The sequence below is a fragment of the Mycobacterium sp. genome (assembly GCF_019247615.1).
Classification (GTDB): Bacteria; Actinomycetota; Actinomycetes; order Mycobacteriales; family Mycobacteriaceae; genus Mycobacterium.
This window is the reverse complement of sequence record NZ_JAFBAT010000297.1, coordinates 1-14,008: the sequence shown is the minus strand read 5'-3', so window position 1 is coordinate 14,008 and position 14,008 is coordinate 1. Positions and strand designations below refer to the sequence as shown.

The window sequence follows — 14,008 nt, the reverse complement described above, 5'->3', positions numbered from 1 at the left end:
TCGTCGGCCAACTGTTGCCGACCTGGAATACCACCTGACCACGCTCTTTCCCCCGGTGCGCCCCAGGCAGTGGCTGGAGATCCGCTACCTCGACTCCGTGCCGGACGCGTTTTGGCCGGCCGTGGTGTTCACGCTGGTGGTGTTGCTCGACGACCCGGTCGCCGCCGACGTCGCGGCCGGGGCGGTCGAACCGGTTGCCACCGCCTGGGACACCGCGGCCAGGGTCGGCCTGCGTGACCGGCGGCTCTACCAGGCCGCCAACGCGTGCGTGGCGGTCGCGGCCGAGAAGGCGCCGGCGGGGCTTACCGACGCGATGCAGCGGTTGGCGAGCAACGTCGAGCAGGGCCGATGTCCCGGCGATGACTTCTCCGACGAGGTGATCGCCCACGGGATCGCGGCCGAGGTTTCGCGGGTCGCCCGATGCTCGCAAGGGGGGCCGTGACTTCCAGGCAGGGGCTTGCCGACGATTTGGCGCGGGCGCGAACGCGGACGTTGCGGCTGGTCGATCTCGACGACGCCGAGCTCTGCCGCCAATACGACCCGTTGATGAGCCCGCTGGTGTGGGACCTGGCGCACATCGGGCAGCAGGAAGAGCTGTGGCTGTTGCGGGGCGGCGACCCGCGCCGGCCCGGGATGTTGCCGCCTGACATCGAGGGCCTCTACGACGCGTTCGTCCACTCGCGGGCCAGTCGCGTTGACCTACCGCTGTTAGCTCCTGAGCAGGCACGGTCGTATTGCCGGACCGTGCGGTCCGCGGTGCTCGATGCGCTGGATGCCCTGCCCGACGAGGGCTCGGATTTTGTGTTCGGGATGGTCGTCAGCCACGAAAATCAGCATGACGAGACCATGCTGCAGGCGCTGAACCTGCGCGCCGGCGCGCCGCTACTGCGTGACGGGTGCGCCCTGCCCGCGGGCCGGCCCGGGCTGGCCGGCACGTCGGTGTTGATTCCCGGCGGGCCATTCGTCCTGGGCGTGGACGCAGCGGACGAGCCGTACTCGCTCGACAACGAACGTCCCGCACACGTTGTCGACCTCCCTGCGTTCCGGATCGGTCGGGTGCCCGTTACCAACGGCGAATGGCGACAGTTCATCGACGACGGCGGCTACGATCAGCCGCGGTGGTGGTCGGAGCGCGGCTGGCAGCACCGTCAGAGCGCGGGTCTCGCGTCACCACAGTTTTGGGGTCCCGACGGGCGAACCCGCGTGCGGTTCGGCTATATCGAGGACATTCCCGCCGAGGAGCCGGTACAGCATGTCACCTACTTCGAGGCCGAGGCCTACGCGGCCTGGGCGGGAGCGCGGCTGCCGACCGAAATCGAATGGGAAAAGGCCTGCGCCTGGGATCCGTCGGCCGAGGCGCGGCGGCGCTATCCGTGGGGTTCGGAGCCACCTTCGGTTGGCCTCGCCAACCTTGGCGGGGGTGCGCTGCGTCCGGCGCCCGTCGGCGCCTACCCGGCCGGCGCGTCGGCCTACGGCGTCGAGCAGATGCTGGGCGACGTCTGGGAATGGACCGCCTCGCCGCTGCGTCCCTGGCCCGGCTTCGTCCCGATGATCTACGAGCGCTACTCGCAGCCCTTTTTCGGCGGCGATTACCGCGTGCTGCGGGGCGGCTCGTGGGCCGTCGAGGCCGCGATCCTGCGTCCCAGCTTCCGCAACTGGGACCACCCGTACCGTCGACAGATCTTCTCGGGTGTCCGGTTGGCTTGGGATGTGGCGGACTGATGTGTCGTCATCTGGGTTGGCTCGGCGCCGACGTGACCATCTCTTCGCTGGTACTCGACCCGCCGTGCGGGCTGCGGGTGCAGTCGTATGCGCCGCGCCGCCAGAAGCACGGCCTGATGAACGCCGACGGTTGGGGTGTCGGGTTCTTCGACGGCGAGGTGCTCAGGCGCTGGCGCAGCGCGGCGCCGCTGTGGGGAGACACGTCCTTCGATTCCGTTGCCCCCGCACTGCGCAGTCACTGCGTGGTGGCCGCGGTGCGCTCGGCGACCGTCGGCATGCCGATCGAGGTCAGCGCGACCGCGCCGTTCACCGACGGTCGCTGGCTGCTGTCGCACAACGGCGTGGTCGACCGCTCGGTGTTGCCTGTGACCCGGTCGGCGGAATCGTTGTGCGACAGCGCGATACTCGCGGCCGTTGTCTTCGAGCGTGGACTCGACGCGCTGGGCGAAACGATCGCCGAAGTGGGCATGGCCGACCCGCTCGCGCGGCTTAATGTCCTGGCCGCCAACGGCTCTCGCTTGTTGGGTACCGCCTGGGGCGACACGCTTTACATCTTGCGCCGCGACGATGGTGTGGTGCTGGCGAGCGAGCCCCACGACGACGCACCCGGCTGGGAAGAGGTGCCGGACAGGCACCTGGTCGAGGTCACGTTCGACGGCGTGACCGTGACCCCGATCGATCACCGGAGAGGATCTCGATGACGCTGACGCTGTCCAACCACCTGGCCGCCGACTCGGCGTATCACGCGTTACGTCGGGACGTGTCCGACGGCCTGCGGAAGACACCGAAGTCGTTGCCGCCCAAGTGGTTCTACGATTCCGTCGGCAGCGACCTGTTCGACCAGATCACCCGGTTGCCCGAGTACTACCCGACCCGCGCCGAGGCCGGTATCCTGCGCGCCCGGGCGGCCGATATCGCCGCCGCCAGCCAGGCAGACACCCTGGTCGAGCTGGGCGCCGGGACGTCGGAGAAGACTCGGCGGCTGCTGGACGCGCTGCGCGATCGGGGATCGCTGCGCGGATTCGTGCCGTTCGACGTCGACGCCGGCATCTTGTCGGCGACTGCGACCGCCATTCAGCGCGAATACCCGGGTATCGAAATACGGGCTGTCTGTGGGGATTTCGAGGAACACCTGACCGAGATTCCCGTGGGCGGGCGGCGGCTGTTCGTCTTCTTGGGTTCCACGATCGGCAACCTGACGCCCGGGCCGCGTGCGGAATTTCTCGCCACGCTGGCGGCGGTGATGCGGCCGGGCGACAGCCTGCTGCTCGGCACCGACCTGGTCAAGGACACCGGGCGGCTGGTGCGCGCGTACGACGACGCCGCCGGCGTGACGGCCCGGTTCAATCGCAACGTGCTTGCGGTGATCAACCGGGAACTCGACGCCGATTTCGCTGCCGATTCGTATGAGCACGTCGCCCGCTGGAACGCCGAGGAGGAGCGTATCGAAATGTGGTTGCGCTCTCCTGTTTTTCAGCGGGTGCGGATCGCCGCGCTCGACCTGACCGTCGACTTCGCGGCCGGCGAGGCGATGCTGACCGAGGTGTCGTGCAAATTCCGCCCCGATGGCGTTAATGCCGAATTGGCCGCTGCCGGTTTGCGTCGGATCCGGTGGTGGACCGACCGCGCGGGCGACTTCGGGCTGTCGTTGGCCGTCAAGTGACCTCGAGTGAGTCCCTGGCCGACCGATGGCGGGCGGCCCGCCCGACGATGGCCGGGCTGCACCTGGACAACGCGGCCTGTTCCCGCCAGAGCTTCGCGGTGCTCGACGCCACCGCCTGGCATGCGCGCAACGAGGCCGAGGTCGGCGGGTACGTCGCGGCGGAGGCGGCCACGCCCGTGCTGGATGCCGGCCGTGCGGCGTGCGCCGCCCTGTGCGGGATGACCGACGCCGAGGTGGTGTTCACCACCGGCTCGCTGAACGCGCTGGATCTGTTCTTGGGCGGCTGGCCCGCGGCCGGTCGCACGGTGGCCTGCCTGCCGGGTGAATACGGTCCCAACCTGGCCATGCTGGCCGCCCGCGGATTTGACCGGTGGTTATTGCCGACGCTGGATGACGGCCGGGTCGCGCTCGACGATGCGGCGCTGGCCTTGGACGCCGATCGGCCCGACTTCGTCCATCTCACCGCGGTCGCCAGCCACAGCGGTGTGGTGCAGCCGTTGGCGATGGTGGCGGATCTCTGCCGCGAGCTGGGACTGCCGCTCGTCGTGGACGCTGCCCAGGCAATGGGCCAGGTGGACTGCGCGGTGGGCGCCGACGTGACCTACGCGTCGTCGCGCAAGTGGATCGCCGGTCCGCGTGGGGTCGGTTTCTTGGCGGTGCGCCGCGATCTGATGGAGCGGCTGCGACCGCGACTGACCATGCCCTCGCTGCCGGTGGCCCGGCAACTGGAATTCGGCGAGGCGAACGTTGCTGCGCGCGTTGGCTTTTCCGTGGCAGTCGGCGAGCACCTCGCGTACGGACCCGAGACTGTGCGCGCTCGTTTGGCCGAGGTGGGCGCGATGAGCCGGGCGGCCTTGGCCGAAGTGCCGGGGTGGGCCGTGGTCGAGGAGGTCGAGGAGCCGAGCGCGATCACCACCCTGGTTGCGATCGATGGGGCGAACCCGAAAGCGGTGCGGGACTGGCTGCTCGCCCATCGGATCCTGACGACCTATGCCGCCCCCGAGCGGGCGCCGCTGGAGCTGACCGCGCCCGTGCTGCGGATTTCGCCGCACGTCGACACCACGCCCGACGACCTGGACGTCTTCGTCGAAGCGTTGGGTGCCGCAACCGCGGCGGTGTAGTCGCGCTGTGTGATCAGGCTTTGTGCGCCGTCAGCAGATACGCCGGCAACTTCATCCGGCCCTTCTCGTCGCGGTCGTGCGGTGGGAACTCGAACGGCGCGTCCTCGATGGGGGGAATATGCGCGTGGATGTAGGCCGGCCGAATTTCGTCGACCGTCCAGTACTTGCTCACGGCCTCGCGTAACTCGTTCTCGTCGACTTGATTGGGCTTGGGGTCCATCTCGGCGGGGAACGCGCCTTTGGCAAAGACCAGCACGTAATACCTTGCGCCCGGGGCAGCAGCGCGGTGCACCGAGCTCAGGTAGCCGTCGCGGCCCTCCACAGGCAGCGAGTGGAAAAGCGTGCTATCGACCACCGTGGAAAATCGGCCGTCGTAGCCGCTGAACGAGGTGATGTCGGCCTGCACGAAACTGGCGGTGCTCAGGCCCCGTTCGGCGGCCGCTTTGGTGGCGGCCGCGACGGCCGTCGGCGTGATATCGACGCCCACCACGGTGTGGCCCTGGGCCGCCAGCGCCAGCGACAGCTCGGCGAACCCGCAGCCGGCGTCCAGCACATCGCTGCGGAATTTCCCCGCCGCCATCAGCGCTGCCAATTCGGGTTGCGGCTCACCGATATTCCACGGTGGCGGGCCCTCGAACTCGCCCTCTTCGCGGTACGCACTGTCCCAGTCCATGATTTCCGACACGGTTCCCCCTTTGCTCCTATCGACCCCAGGTATGTACGGGCTCGTTGCTATGCATGTGCTCGCAGTACCGCCGCAGCATCTCGGCGAGTGCCGCGGGCCGGGTCATTCCGGTGGACTCAAGCGTACGCACGGTGGACACCTGCCAGCTCGCTCCGTTGCGGCCGGCCCGGGCACGGCCCTCGATCACACCCAGGAACCGGTCGCGCACCTGGACGTCGACACCCCAACGGCGCAGCCCTTCGTCGGCCATCGGCAGCAAAGTGTCCAACACCAGTTCGCAAGCGCCCACCTCGCCGAGGCCGGGCCAGTGCAGCCGGGCCGCTATTCCGTGACGGGCCGCATCGAAGAAATTGGCTTGTGCAGCAGCGAAATCCATCCTGTTCCAGAGCGGGTCGTCGTCCTCGGACAGGGTCCGCAGCGCGCCGTAGTAAAACGCCGAATTGCCCAGCATGTCGATGACCGACGGCCCGGCGGGCAGCACCCGGTTCTCCAGACGCAGATGCGGGCGCCCTTCCCCGTCCACCTCCAAGACGTCGTAGACCGGCCGGTTCCACCGGTACACCGTGCCGTTGTGCAGGCGCAGCTCGGCAAGCCGCGGCGTGCGACCGGCGGCAAGCTCGGCGACCGGGTCTTCGTCGGAAACCTCGGGCAGCAGCGACGGGAAGTAGCGGATGTTCTCCTGGTACAGGTCGAGAACAGAGTCGATCCACCTTTCCCCGAACCACACCCGAGGCCGCACGCCCTGGGTCTTGAGCTCTTCGGGCCGGGTATCGGTCGATTGCTCGAACAGTTCGATGCGCGTCTCCGACCACAGCTGGTGGCCGAAGAAGTAGGGGGAGTTCGCCCCCAGCGCCAGCTGCGGAGCGGCCATCACCTGGGCCGCGTTCCAGTTGGCGGCGAAATCGGCGGGCCCAACCTGCAAATGCAATTGCATGCTGGTGCAAGCCGATTCGGGCGCGATGGACGCGGCTTGCCAGCTAAGCGGCTCTGGGCCGGAGATGTTGATCGGGATGTCCTCGCCGCGCGCGGTGAAGATCGACTCGTTGAGGGCCGCGTAACGTCTCGACTCGCTCATCCAGTTGTCGTTGAAGTGCTCGGGCATCAATGTGGGCAGGATGCCGATCATCACGATGTGGGCTCCGCCGGAATTGGCCTTGGCCTCGGCGTCGTTCAGGCTGGCCCGCACCTCTGCCTCCACCTCCAGGCCCGTGTGCCCGGGCAGTGGCCGCGGTGGGACGTTAAATTCGATGTTGTAGGCACCCAATTCGCTTTGGTAAGCCGGATCTCCGATGGCCTCCAGCACGTACCGGTTCGACATGGCCGGCTGATAGTCGGCGTCGACGAGGTTGCACTCGATCTCCATGCCGGTGAGCGGTTGCTCGCATTCGAAACGGCACTGCCCCAGCATCGTCTCGAAGACGTCCAAACACAGCCGCAGCTTGTGCCGGTATTCCTGTCGCTGCGCACGGTCATACGTGGTGCGTTTGACCTCTTCGCCCACACCGCCGATGCAACAGGTTCCCCGCCGGTAACGCAAGCTCGAGGGGCTGACGTGTCCGCCGGATGGGTGGGCCATCATGGACTCGTTGGCTGCAACCGTCCCACTCAAGCCCGAGGAGAGCAGTTGGCCGAATCCGCTGAATTCATCGCCGCCATCGACCAGGGCACCACCAGTACGCGCTGCATGATTTTTGATCACGACGGCGCGGAAGTGGCGCGCCATCAGCTCGAGCACGAGCAGATCCTGCCGCGGGCGGGCTGGGTCGAGCACGACCCGGTCGAGATCTGGGAGCGGACGTCCTCGGTGCTGATATCGGTGCTGAACCGCGCCAATCTTTCGCCCAAAGACCTTGTTGCCCTTGGTATTACGAATCAGCGCGAAACCACACTGGTGTGGAATCGGCGCACCGGAAGACCCTATTGCAACGCGATCGTATGGCAGGACACCCGAACCGACCGGATCGCGTCCGCGCTGGACCGAGACGGCCGCGGCGACGTGATCCGCCGCAAGGCGGGCCTGCCGCCGGCGACCTATTTTTCCGGCGGCAAGCTGCAATGGATCCTCGACAACGTCGACGGGGTGCGCGAGGCCGCCGAGCGCGGCGACGCCCTGTTCGGCACCCCCGACACCTGGGTGTTGTGGAATCTGACGGGTGGTACGCGCGGCGGCGTGCACGTCACCGACGTGACCAACGCCAGCCGCACCATGCTGATGAATGTGGAGACGCTGGACTGGGACGACGAGCTGTTGTCCTTCTTCACCATCCCGCGCGCGATGTTGCCGGCGATCGCGCCGTCCTCGCCTCGGCAGCCGTACGGCGTCACGGTGGAGACGGGGCCCGTCGGCGGTGAGGTGCCGATCTTCGGCGTCCTCGGCGACCAGCACGCGGCGATGGTGGGTCAGGTCTGCCTGTCCGAAGGAGAGGCCAAAAACACTTACGGCACAGGCAACTTCCTGCTGCTCAACACCGGAGAGACGATCGTGCGCTCGAACAACGGGCTGTTGACCACCGTGTGTTACCAGTTCGGGGACGCGAAACCGGTTTATGCCCTTGAGGGTTCGATCGCGGTGACTGGCTCGGCCGTGCAGTGGTTGCGCGACCAGCTGGGCATCATCAGCGGCGCCGCCCAAAGCGAGGCGCTGGCACGTCAGGTCCCCGACAACGGCGGGATGTATTTTGTACCGGCGTTTTCCGGGCTGTTCGCCCCGTACTGGCGATCCGATGCCCGCGGCGCGATGGTGGGCCTGTCGCGATTCCACTCCAACGCCCACCTGGCTCGCGCCACGCTGGAGGCGATCTGCTATCAGAGTCGCGACGTGGTGGACGCCATGAAGGCGGATTCCGGCGTGGACCTCGAGGTGCTGAAGGTCGACGGCGGGGTCACGGGCAACGACCTGTGCATGCAGATCCAGGCGGACGTGCTGGGCGTGGACGTGGTGCGGCCGGTGGTCGCGGAGACGACGGCGTTGGGCGCGGCCTACGCGGCGGGGCTCGCGGCTGGCTTCTGGAACGATCCGTCCGACCTGCGCGCCAACTGGCGAGAGGACAAGCGCTGGACACCAAACTGGAGCGATGACGAGCGCGAGGCCGGATACGCGGGATGGCGCAAGGCGGTGCAGCGCACTCTGGATTGGGTCGATGTGAACTGAAGCCACAGGCCGCGAGCGTGCGCGTTTCTACGGCGACAGCCCGTAACAGCCGTCATTCTGCGCACGCTCGCGGCTAAGAGGGATCAATCTTCGCCGAGGATGCCGTAGATCTCGCGGCGCGCATTGTTGAGGATCTCGACGATGCGCTGCTGCTGCTCGGCGGTTGCGGTGTGCGCGGATTGCGCGACGGCGCCGAACAACTGGCCCACGGCCGCCCGCAGGTTGACCTGTCCGGGGTCGGCGCCCTGGGCGATCTCGTCCCACGGCGGAGTCTCGATCTTCTGGGCCGCCGCCCGACCCTCGTCGGTCAGCTCGAAAAGCTTCTTGCCGCGTTCGGTTTTGTTTGCGTTAATCAGGCCCTCATCGTCCAGTAGCTGCAGCGTCGGGTAGACCGACCCGGGGCTGGGCTTCCAGATTCCGTTGCTGCGTTCAGCGATCTGCTGGATCATTTCGTATCCGTGCATCGGCTGCTCGGCCAGCAGCACCAGGATCGCCGCCCGCACGTCACCGCGGCGTCCGCGGCCGGGGCCGCCGCGACGCCCTCTGCCGCGCCGGCCGCCGGGGCCGAAACCCGGGCCGAAGCCGAAACCGAATCCCGGTCCGAAAGGTGGGCCGAAGTCGCCGGCGTGGGCGCGGAGGTGTTCGCGGAATTCCCGTCGGGCCTGCCGGCGGGCGCCGTGCAGTGCGCGACGGTCTGCCGGGTCCGGGGCGAAGCCGAATCCGAAACCCGGTCGACCGTCGAAGGGGCCGTCCGGGGGAGTGAATGGGTTGCTCATTTGTGTGTGGTCCTTTCCTGCACCCGTCTTCGGGCGCTACATCACGATATATCGTGATGTAGCGTGATGCAACGTAGCGGCCCCCTGCAGAGACTGACCTGCCAAAAGCCACCGGAGCATGCGAAAAGCCGGCGTCGGCACGGTTTGCAAGCGCCGCGCGTGGGTAGGCATTGCGGGTGAACACTAAGAACGACCTGACGATCGACAGGGGAATGCACAGCACAGCCGAGCCGACGGCGGCGACTGGTCGGCCGCAGCGCGACCGGTGGCCATGGATCAACTGGGGTCTGGCGCTGACGATGGTGCCCGCCGCGGCCATCGTGATGCTCTTCGCGTTGGGTGCCGTGATGAGCACCGCCGGTTGCAGCGATCGCAGTTGCCCGAACTTGGGCCGTGGCGGCATCGATTTCGGTGTCGCGTTCTACGGCGCGCCGGTGGTGGCCTTCGCTGTCCTCTTACTCTCGTTTTTCACCGCGAAGCGCCGCGGCGGCATCGTCGTGCCACTGTGCGGTTGGGCGCTGCTGATCCTTGACGTCGCCCTGATGGCGGTAAGCGTCTCAAGCTAGCGGAGCAGCACTCAGCGAGGCGGCGAGAAACCGCCGGTTTCCGGCTCCTGCTGCGGCCAGGCCACCGGCTGGGGCCCTGTGGGTTCCGGCCATGGGACTGCCTGTGGCGGCGGCCAAGGCGGCATCGCTCCGGGAGGCCCCATCGCCCCGGGAGGCCAACCTGGTGCGACGGGCGCCGCAGCAATGCGCAGCCGCGCCAGTTCGCGGCGATGCCGTTCGGCGAGAACGGCGGCGAGCACCAGTTCCGGCGGGGCGCCCGGCGGGGGCGGCGGCGCGATGTGCGCCACCACGTCACCGGCGATTCGATATGCCATCTGCTGGCGCAACCGGGGATCCAGTTGTGGTGCCCGGGAAAGGAATTGGCGTGCGACCTCGGCTTGCCCGGCGTTCAGTCCGGACAGCTGGAGCGACGATGCCCACCATGCCAACGAGGCCGGCATCGCAGGCGGCGATACCAGTCGGGGCCCGCGTTCGCTGACCACCACGGTGCCCGCGAAAATATCGCCGATGCGTTTGGCCTTCGCCGACAACATGCTGCAGATGACCGCGGGGCTTCCCACGAACATCCAGATCTCGACCACCGAAGCCAGCGCGCGAAAGAGCGCCTGGCGGAAGCGTTCCGGACCGCCATCGTCGGACACCACCCGCAGCCCCATCACGATCTTGCCCACCGACCGTCCCCGGGTGGCGGTTTCGAAGCCCAGCGGGTAGCCGACCATCACCAGCACCGTGAAGATGAGCAGCACGGCGGTGCTCAATGCGGTGTCGAACTGAGTCAGGGCGGCCGCCCACAACATCAGCCCGAGCACATAACAGACAAAGATCACGGTGATATCGATCAGCGCGCTCACGGCCCGAACCGGCAACTGGGCGATCTGCACGTCGAGCACCACGGCGTCACCGGTCACCACCTCCGACATAACACCGAACGGTACAGGCCGATTAGGCTGCGCAGCGTGGACGTCGACGCATTCGTGCTGGCCCATCGCGGCACGTGGGATCGGCTCGAGCAGTTGGTCAGGCGACGCCGCTCGCTGACCGGCGCCGAGATCGACGAACTCGTCGAGCTCTACCAGCGGGTCTCCACCCATCTGTCGATACTGCGGTCGGCGTCCACCGACTCGCTGCTCGTCGGTCGGCTGTCGAGCCTCGTCGCGCGAGCCCGTTCCGTGGTGACCGGCGCGCACGCTCCGTTGAGCAGCAGCTTCGCCCGGTTCTGGATGGTGTCCTTCCCAGTGGTCGCGTACCGGACCTGGCGGTGGTGGCTGGGGACCGCAATCGCGTTCTTTGCTGTCGTGGTGGTCATCGCCTTGTGGGTGGCCGGTAATCCGGAAGTGCAGTCCGCTATCGGAACGCCAAGTGACATAGACCAATTGGTCAACCATGATGTCGCGTCCTACTACAGCGAACACCCGGCCGCGACCTTCGCGTTGCAGGTCTGGGTCAACAACTCGTGGGTTGCCGCTCAGTGCATCGCGCTGTCCGTTGTTCTGGGTTTGCCAATACCGCTGGTGCTGTTCAACAACGCCGCCAACCTCGGGCTGATCACCGGGCTGATGTTCCAGGCGGGCAAGGGCGGGATTCTGCTCGGCCTGCTGGCCCCGCACGGACTGCTGGAGCTGACGGCCGTATTCCTCGCCGGCGCAACGGGTATGCGGCTGGGTTGGTCGGTGATCTCGCCCGGCGATCGTCCCCGCGGTCAAGTGCTCGCCGAGCGGGGCCGGGCCGTCGTATCGGTCGCGGTGGGTTTGGTGGCTGTGTTGTTGGTGTCCGGACTGATCGAGGCATTGGTGACGCCGTCGCCGCTGCCGACGTTCGTTCGGGTGGGCATCGGAGTCGTCGCCGAAGTCGCGTTCCTGTCGTATGTGGTCTACTTCGGCCGGCGTGCGGTCAAAGCCGGTGAGACGGGAGATGTCGACGACGCACCCGATGTCGTCCCAACCCGCTAGACCGGGTCGCTCAAAGCCGGCCGGTGGCTTTCATCGCCAGATAGCAGTCGGCGAGGGCCGGCGCCAGTTCGGTGGGCACGGCGTCCACCACGTCCACGCCGCTGCGGCGCAGTCGCGCCGCGATAGTGCGACGGTCGGTGCGCGACCGTTCGGCAGCCGCCGCGTCGTACACCGATGCCGCATCCGAACGCCCGGCCGCCATCTGGTCCACCCGCGGGTCGGCCACCGCGGCGACGACCATCCGATGTTTGGCCGATAACTGCGGCAGCACCGGCAGCAGCCCCTCGTCGAGGGCGGTCGCATTGAGATCGGTCAGCAGCACGACGAGCGACCGTCGCCGGGTACGCCGCGCGACCGCGGCAACCATTGCGCGCCAATCCGGTTCGACGAGTGCCGGTTGTAACGGCGCCATCGCGTCGACGAGCTGGGCAAGCAGCTGCGTGCGCGATGCGCCGAACACGCCGGCTCGGCTGAGCCGATCGTGCGCGAGGAAGTCGACGTGGTCGCCGGCCCGCGACGCGAGCGCGGCGAGCAGCAGTGCGGCGTCCAGAGACCAGTCCAGCCGGGGCCAACCCGCGGGATCGGCGGCCGTCGGGTCGACACCGACACGACCGGCCGCGGTGCGACCGGTGTCGAGCACGATGACCACTCGCCGGTCGCGTTCGGGGCGCCAGGTGCGGACGACGACGTCGGCGCGGCGTGCGGTCGCGCGCCAGTCGATCGAGCGCACGTCGTCGCCGACGACATACTCACGCAGCGAATCGAATTCCGTTCCCTGCCCGCGTATCAGGGTCGGCAACAGCCCGTCGATCTCCCGCAGTTTGGCCAGCCGCGACGGCAGGTGCTTGCGCGACAAGAACGGCGGCAGCACGCGGACCTGACCCGGCACGGCTTGCGAGCCCTGCCGACCCGCCAACCCCATGGGGCCGAACGAGCGAGCCGTGACCGCGGCCGCGCGCTGGTCGCCCCGGCGGACCGGTCGCAGCCGGGTCTGAATCTGCTGATGCTGTCCGGCGGGGAGGTTGACCGCATGGATGCGCGGCTCGGCGCGCGCGCTGGGCGGCCAGGCGTCGCGGATCTGGCCGCGGAACCGGCGGCGCCCGTCGTTGTGGATGCGCAGCTCCACCTCCACCGGCTGCGCCAACCGGGCCGAAGCGTCGGGTGACCGGGTATAGCGCAGTCTGCGGGTGCTGGCCGCCAGCACGGTATCGACCACCACCAGCGTTGCAAGCGCTGTCAGCAAAACGAGGAAAGCCCTTGCCGGCCAAGGAGATACCGCGATGGGCAGGATGCCGAGCAGCGCCAGCAGCCCAGTTCGTCCGGTCAGGATCATCGGCGCCGCTGTCCCTCCTGGCGTCGTCCCCCGCAAGCGGGTGGGGGTACCTCCCACTTGTGGGGGCGTGCCCCCACGGGATGGCCGGCGCAGATCACTAGCGGGGCACCGGGACCGAGGCCAGAATTCCGTCGAGCACACCGTCGGGCGTGGCCCCTTCGAGCTCGGCCTCGGGCCGCAGCATCACCCGGTGCCGCAGCGTGGGGCGGGCCATGGCCTTGATGTCGTCGGGGGTCACATAGTTGCGGCCGGAAAGCCACGCCCAGGAACGAGCGGTCCCCAACAGCGCCGTGGCCCCGCGGGGCGAAACGCCCAGCTGCAAAGCGGGGGACGAGCGGGTGGCGCCGACGATGTCGACGATGTAGCCGAGCACCTCGTCGGCGACCAGCACGTGCAGGACGGCCTGGCGGGCGGCCGCGAGCTCGGCCGGTCCGGCCACCGGCTCGATCGCGGACAGGTCGCGGGGATCGAAGCCGTGCGCATGCCGTCCGAGGATCGCGATCTCGGCCTCGCGCGCCGGCAGCGTGACGTTGAGCTTGAGCAGGAACCGGTCCAGCTGCGCTTCGGGCAACTGGTAGGTGCCCTCGTATTCGATCGGGTTCTGGGTCGCGGCCACGATGAACGGGTCCGGCAGCGGCTTGGGTTCACCCTCCACGCTGACTTGACGCTCTTCCATCGCCTCCAGCAGCGCGGCCTGCGTTTTGGGTGGCGTGCGGTTGATCTCGTCGGCCAGCAGAAGGTTGGTGAACACCGGTCCCGGCCGGAACACGAACGCCGCCGTGCGTGCGTCGTAGACCAGTGAACCGGTGACGTCGCCGGGCATCAGGTCGGGGGTGAACTGAACCCGCTTGAAATCCAATTGCAAGGCGGCGGCCAGCGACCGGACCAGCAGTGTCTTCGCCACTCCGGGTACACCTTCCAGCAGCACATGGCCGCGGCACAGCAGCGCGATCACCAGGCCGCTGACGACTCCCTCCTGTCCGACGACGGCCTTGGCGAGCTCGCCGCGCAACGCGAGCAGCGCATCTCGCGCCGATTCGGC

Annotated in this window: 14 protein-coding genes; 8 read left to right on the top strand and 6 right to left on the bottom strand. The window is 68.1% G+C overall.

Going from position 1 to position 14,008, the window contains the following annotated elements; genetic code table 11:
* The 5 genes from JO059_RS20800 to egtE all read left to right on the top strand — a co-directional run.
* Positions 1 to 442 (top strand): glutamate-cysteine ligase family protein (locus JO059_RS20800; protein WP_293322229.1); only part of this gene is annotated, 442 nt, incomplete at its 5' end.
* Positions 439 to 1,722, top strand: a complete 1,284-nt coding sequence (gene egtB, locus JO059_RS20795) for an ergothioneine biosynthesis protein EgtB (RefSeq protein WP_293322227.1) — start codon at positions 439 to 441, stop codon at positions 1,720 to 1,722. The genes JO059_RS20800 and egtB, both read left to right, overlap by 4 nt.
* Positions 1,722 to 2,423, top strand: coding sequence for an ergothioneine biosynthesis protein EgtC (gene egtC, locus JO059_RS20790; RefSeq protein WP_293322224.1), 702 nt, complete (start codon positions 1,722 to 1,724; stop codon positions 2,421 to 2,423). The genes egtB and egtC overlap by 1 nt, the downstream gene beginning before the upstream one ends.
* Positions 2,420 to 3,385 carry an L-histidine N(alpha)-methyltransferase gene (egtD, locus tag JO059_RS20785; protein ID WP_293322221.1) on the top strand — a complete coding sequence of 322 codons (966 nt, stop codon included), beginning with the start codon at positions 2,420 to 2,422 and terminating at the stop codon, positions 3,383 to 3,385. The genes egtC and egtD overlap by 4 nt, the downstream gene beginning before the upstream one ends.
* Before the next feature lie 47 nt (positions 3,386 to 3,432).
* Positions 3,433 to 4,506, top strand: coding sequence for an ergothioneine biosynthesis PLP-dependent enzyme EgtE (gene egtE / locus JO059_RS20780; protein WP_293322237.1), 1,074 nt, complete (start codon positions 3,433 to 3,435; stop codon positions 4,504 to 4,506).
* Between the two features lie 13 nt (positions 4,507 to 4,519).
* On the opposite strand, the gene JO059_RS20775 is transcribed toward egtE, so the two are convergent.
* Both JO059_RS20775 and JO059_RS20770 read right to left on the bottom strand, forming a co-directional pair.
* Complete coding sequence (locus JO059_RS20775; protein WP_293322235.1) at positions 4,520 to 5,179, bottom strand: class I SAM-dependent methyltransferase; 660 nt, start codon at positions 5,177 to 5,179, stop codon at positions 4,520 to 4,522.
* A gap of 28 nt (positions 5,180 to 5,207) precedes the next feature.
* Complete coding sequence (locus tag JO059_RS20770; protein WP_293322233.1) at positions 5,208 to 6,692, bottom strand: glutamate--cysteine ligase; 1,485 nt, start codon at positions 6,690 to 6,692, stop codon at positions 5,208 to 5,210.
* Positions 6,693 to 6,815: 123 nt separating this feature from the next.
* Between JO059_RS20770 and glpK the strand changes: the two genes are divergently transcribed.
* Positions 6,816 to 8,342, top strand: coding sequence for a glycerol kinase GlpK (gene glpK / locus JO059_RS20765; RefSeq protein WP_293322219.1), 1,527 nt, complete (start codon positions 6,816 to 6,818; stop codon positions 8,340 to 8,342).
* A gap of 83 nt (positions 8,343 to 8,425) precedes the next feature.
* Here glpK and JO059_RS20760 read toward each other — a convergent pair whose 3' ends face one another.
* Complete coding sequence (locus JO059_RS20760) at positions 8,426 to 9,118, bottom strand: PadR family transcriptional regulator (RefSeq protein WP_293322217.1); 693 nt, start codon at positions 9,116 to 9,118, stop codon at positions 8,426 to 8,428.
* 212 nt (positions 9,119 to 9,330) lie between these two features.
* On the opposite strand from JO059_RS20760, the gene JO059_RS20755 reads away from it, so the two are divergent.
* Positions 9,331 to 9,684 carry a hypothetical protein gene (locus tag JO059_RS20755; RefSeq protein WP_293322231.1) on the top strand — a complete coding sequence of 118 codons (354 nt, stop codon included), beginning with the start codon at positions 9,331 to 9,333 and terminating at the stop codon, positions 9,682 to 9,684.
* Positions 9,685 to 9,695: 11 nt separating this feature from the next.
* Here the strand turns inward: JO059_RS20755 and JO059_RS20750 are convergent, their stop codons facing one another.
* Complete coding sequence (locus JO059_RS20750) at positions 9,696 to 10,604, bottom strand: RDD family protein (protein ID WP_293322214.1); 909 nt, start codon at positions 10,602 to 10,604, stop codon at positions 9,696 to 9,698.
* A 36-nt stretch (positions 10,605 to 10,640) separates the two neighbouring features.
* On the opposite strand from JO059_RS20750, the gene JO059_RS20745 reads away from it, so the two are divergent.
* On the top strand, positions 10,641 to 11,633 hold the full coding sequence (locus tag JO059_RS20745) for a stage II sporulation protein M (RefSeq protein ID WP_293322211.1): 993 nt from the start codon (positions 10,641 to 10,643) through the stop codon (positions 11,631 to 11,633).
* A gap of 10 nt (positions 11,634 to 11,643) precedes the next feature.
* On the opposite strand, the gene JO059_RS20740 is transcribed toward JO059_RS20745, so the two are convergent.
* Both JO059_RS20740 and JO059_RS20735 read right to left on the bottom strand, forming a co-directional pair.
* A complete protein-coding gene (locus JO059_RS20740; protein WP_293322208.1) occupies positions 11,644 to 12,966 on the bottom strand; it encodes a DUF58 domain-containing protein in 1,323 nt (440 codons plus the stop codon).
* Positions 12,967 to 13,063: 97 nt separating this feature from the next.
* Positions 13,064 to 14,008: MoxR family ATPase (locus tag JO059_RS20735; RefSeq protein WP_293322206.1), on the bottom strand; the 945-nt coding region annotated here is incomplete at its 5' end.

What these genes read in the sequence shown, in the direction of transcription:
- egtC (WP_293322224.1), top strand. Translation starts at nt 1,722, where the DNA reads ATGTGTCGTCATCTGGGTTGGCTCGGCGCCGACGTGACCATCTCTTCG.
- egtD (WP_293322221.1), top strand. Translation starts at nt 2,420, where the DNA reads ATGACGCTGACGCTGTCCAACCACCTGGCCGCCGACTCGGCGTATCAC.
- egtE (WP_293322237.1), top strand. Translation starts at nt 3,433, where the DNA reads ATGGCCGGGCTGCACCTGGACAACGCGGCCTGTTCCCGCCAGAGCTTC.
- JO059_RS20775 (WP_293322235.1), bottom strand. Translation starts at nt 5,179, where the DNA reads ATGGACTGGGACAGTGCGTACCGCGAAGAGGGCGAGTTCGAGGGCCCG.
- JO059_RS20760 (WP_293322217.1), bottom strand. Translation starts at nt 9,118, where the DNA reads ATGAGCAACCCATTCACTCCCCCGGACGGCCCCTTCGACGGTCGACCG.
- JO059_RS20755 (WP_293322231.1), top strand. Translation starts at nt 9,331, where the DNA reads ATGCACAGCACAGCCGAGCCGACGGCGGCGACTGGTCGGCCGCAGCGC.
- JO059_RS20750 (WP_293322214.1), bottom strand. Translation starts at nt 10,604, where the DNA reads ATGTCGGAGGTGGTGACCGGTGACGCCGTGGTGCTCGACGTGCAGATC.
- JO059_RS20740 (WP_293322208.1), bottom strand. Translation starts at nt 12,966, where the DNA reads ATGATCCTGACCGGACGAACTGGGCTGCTGGCGCTGCTCGGCATCCTG.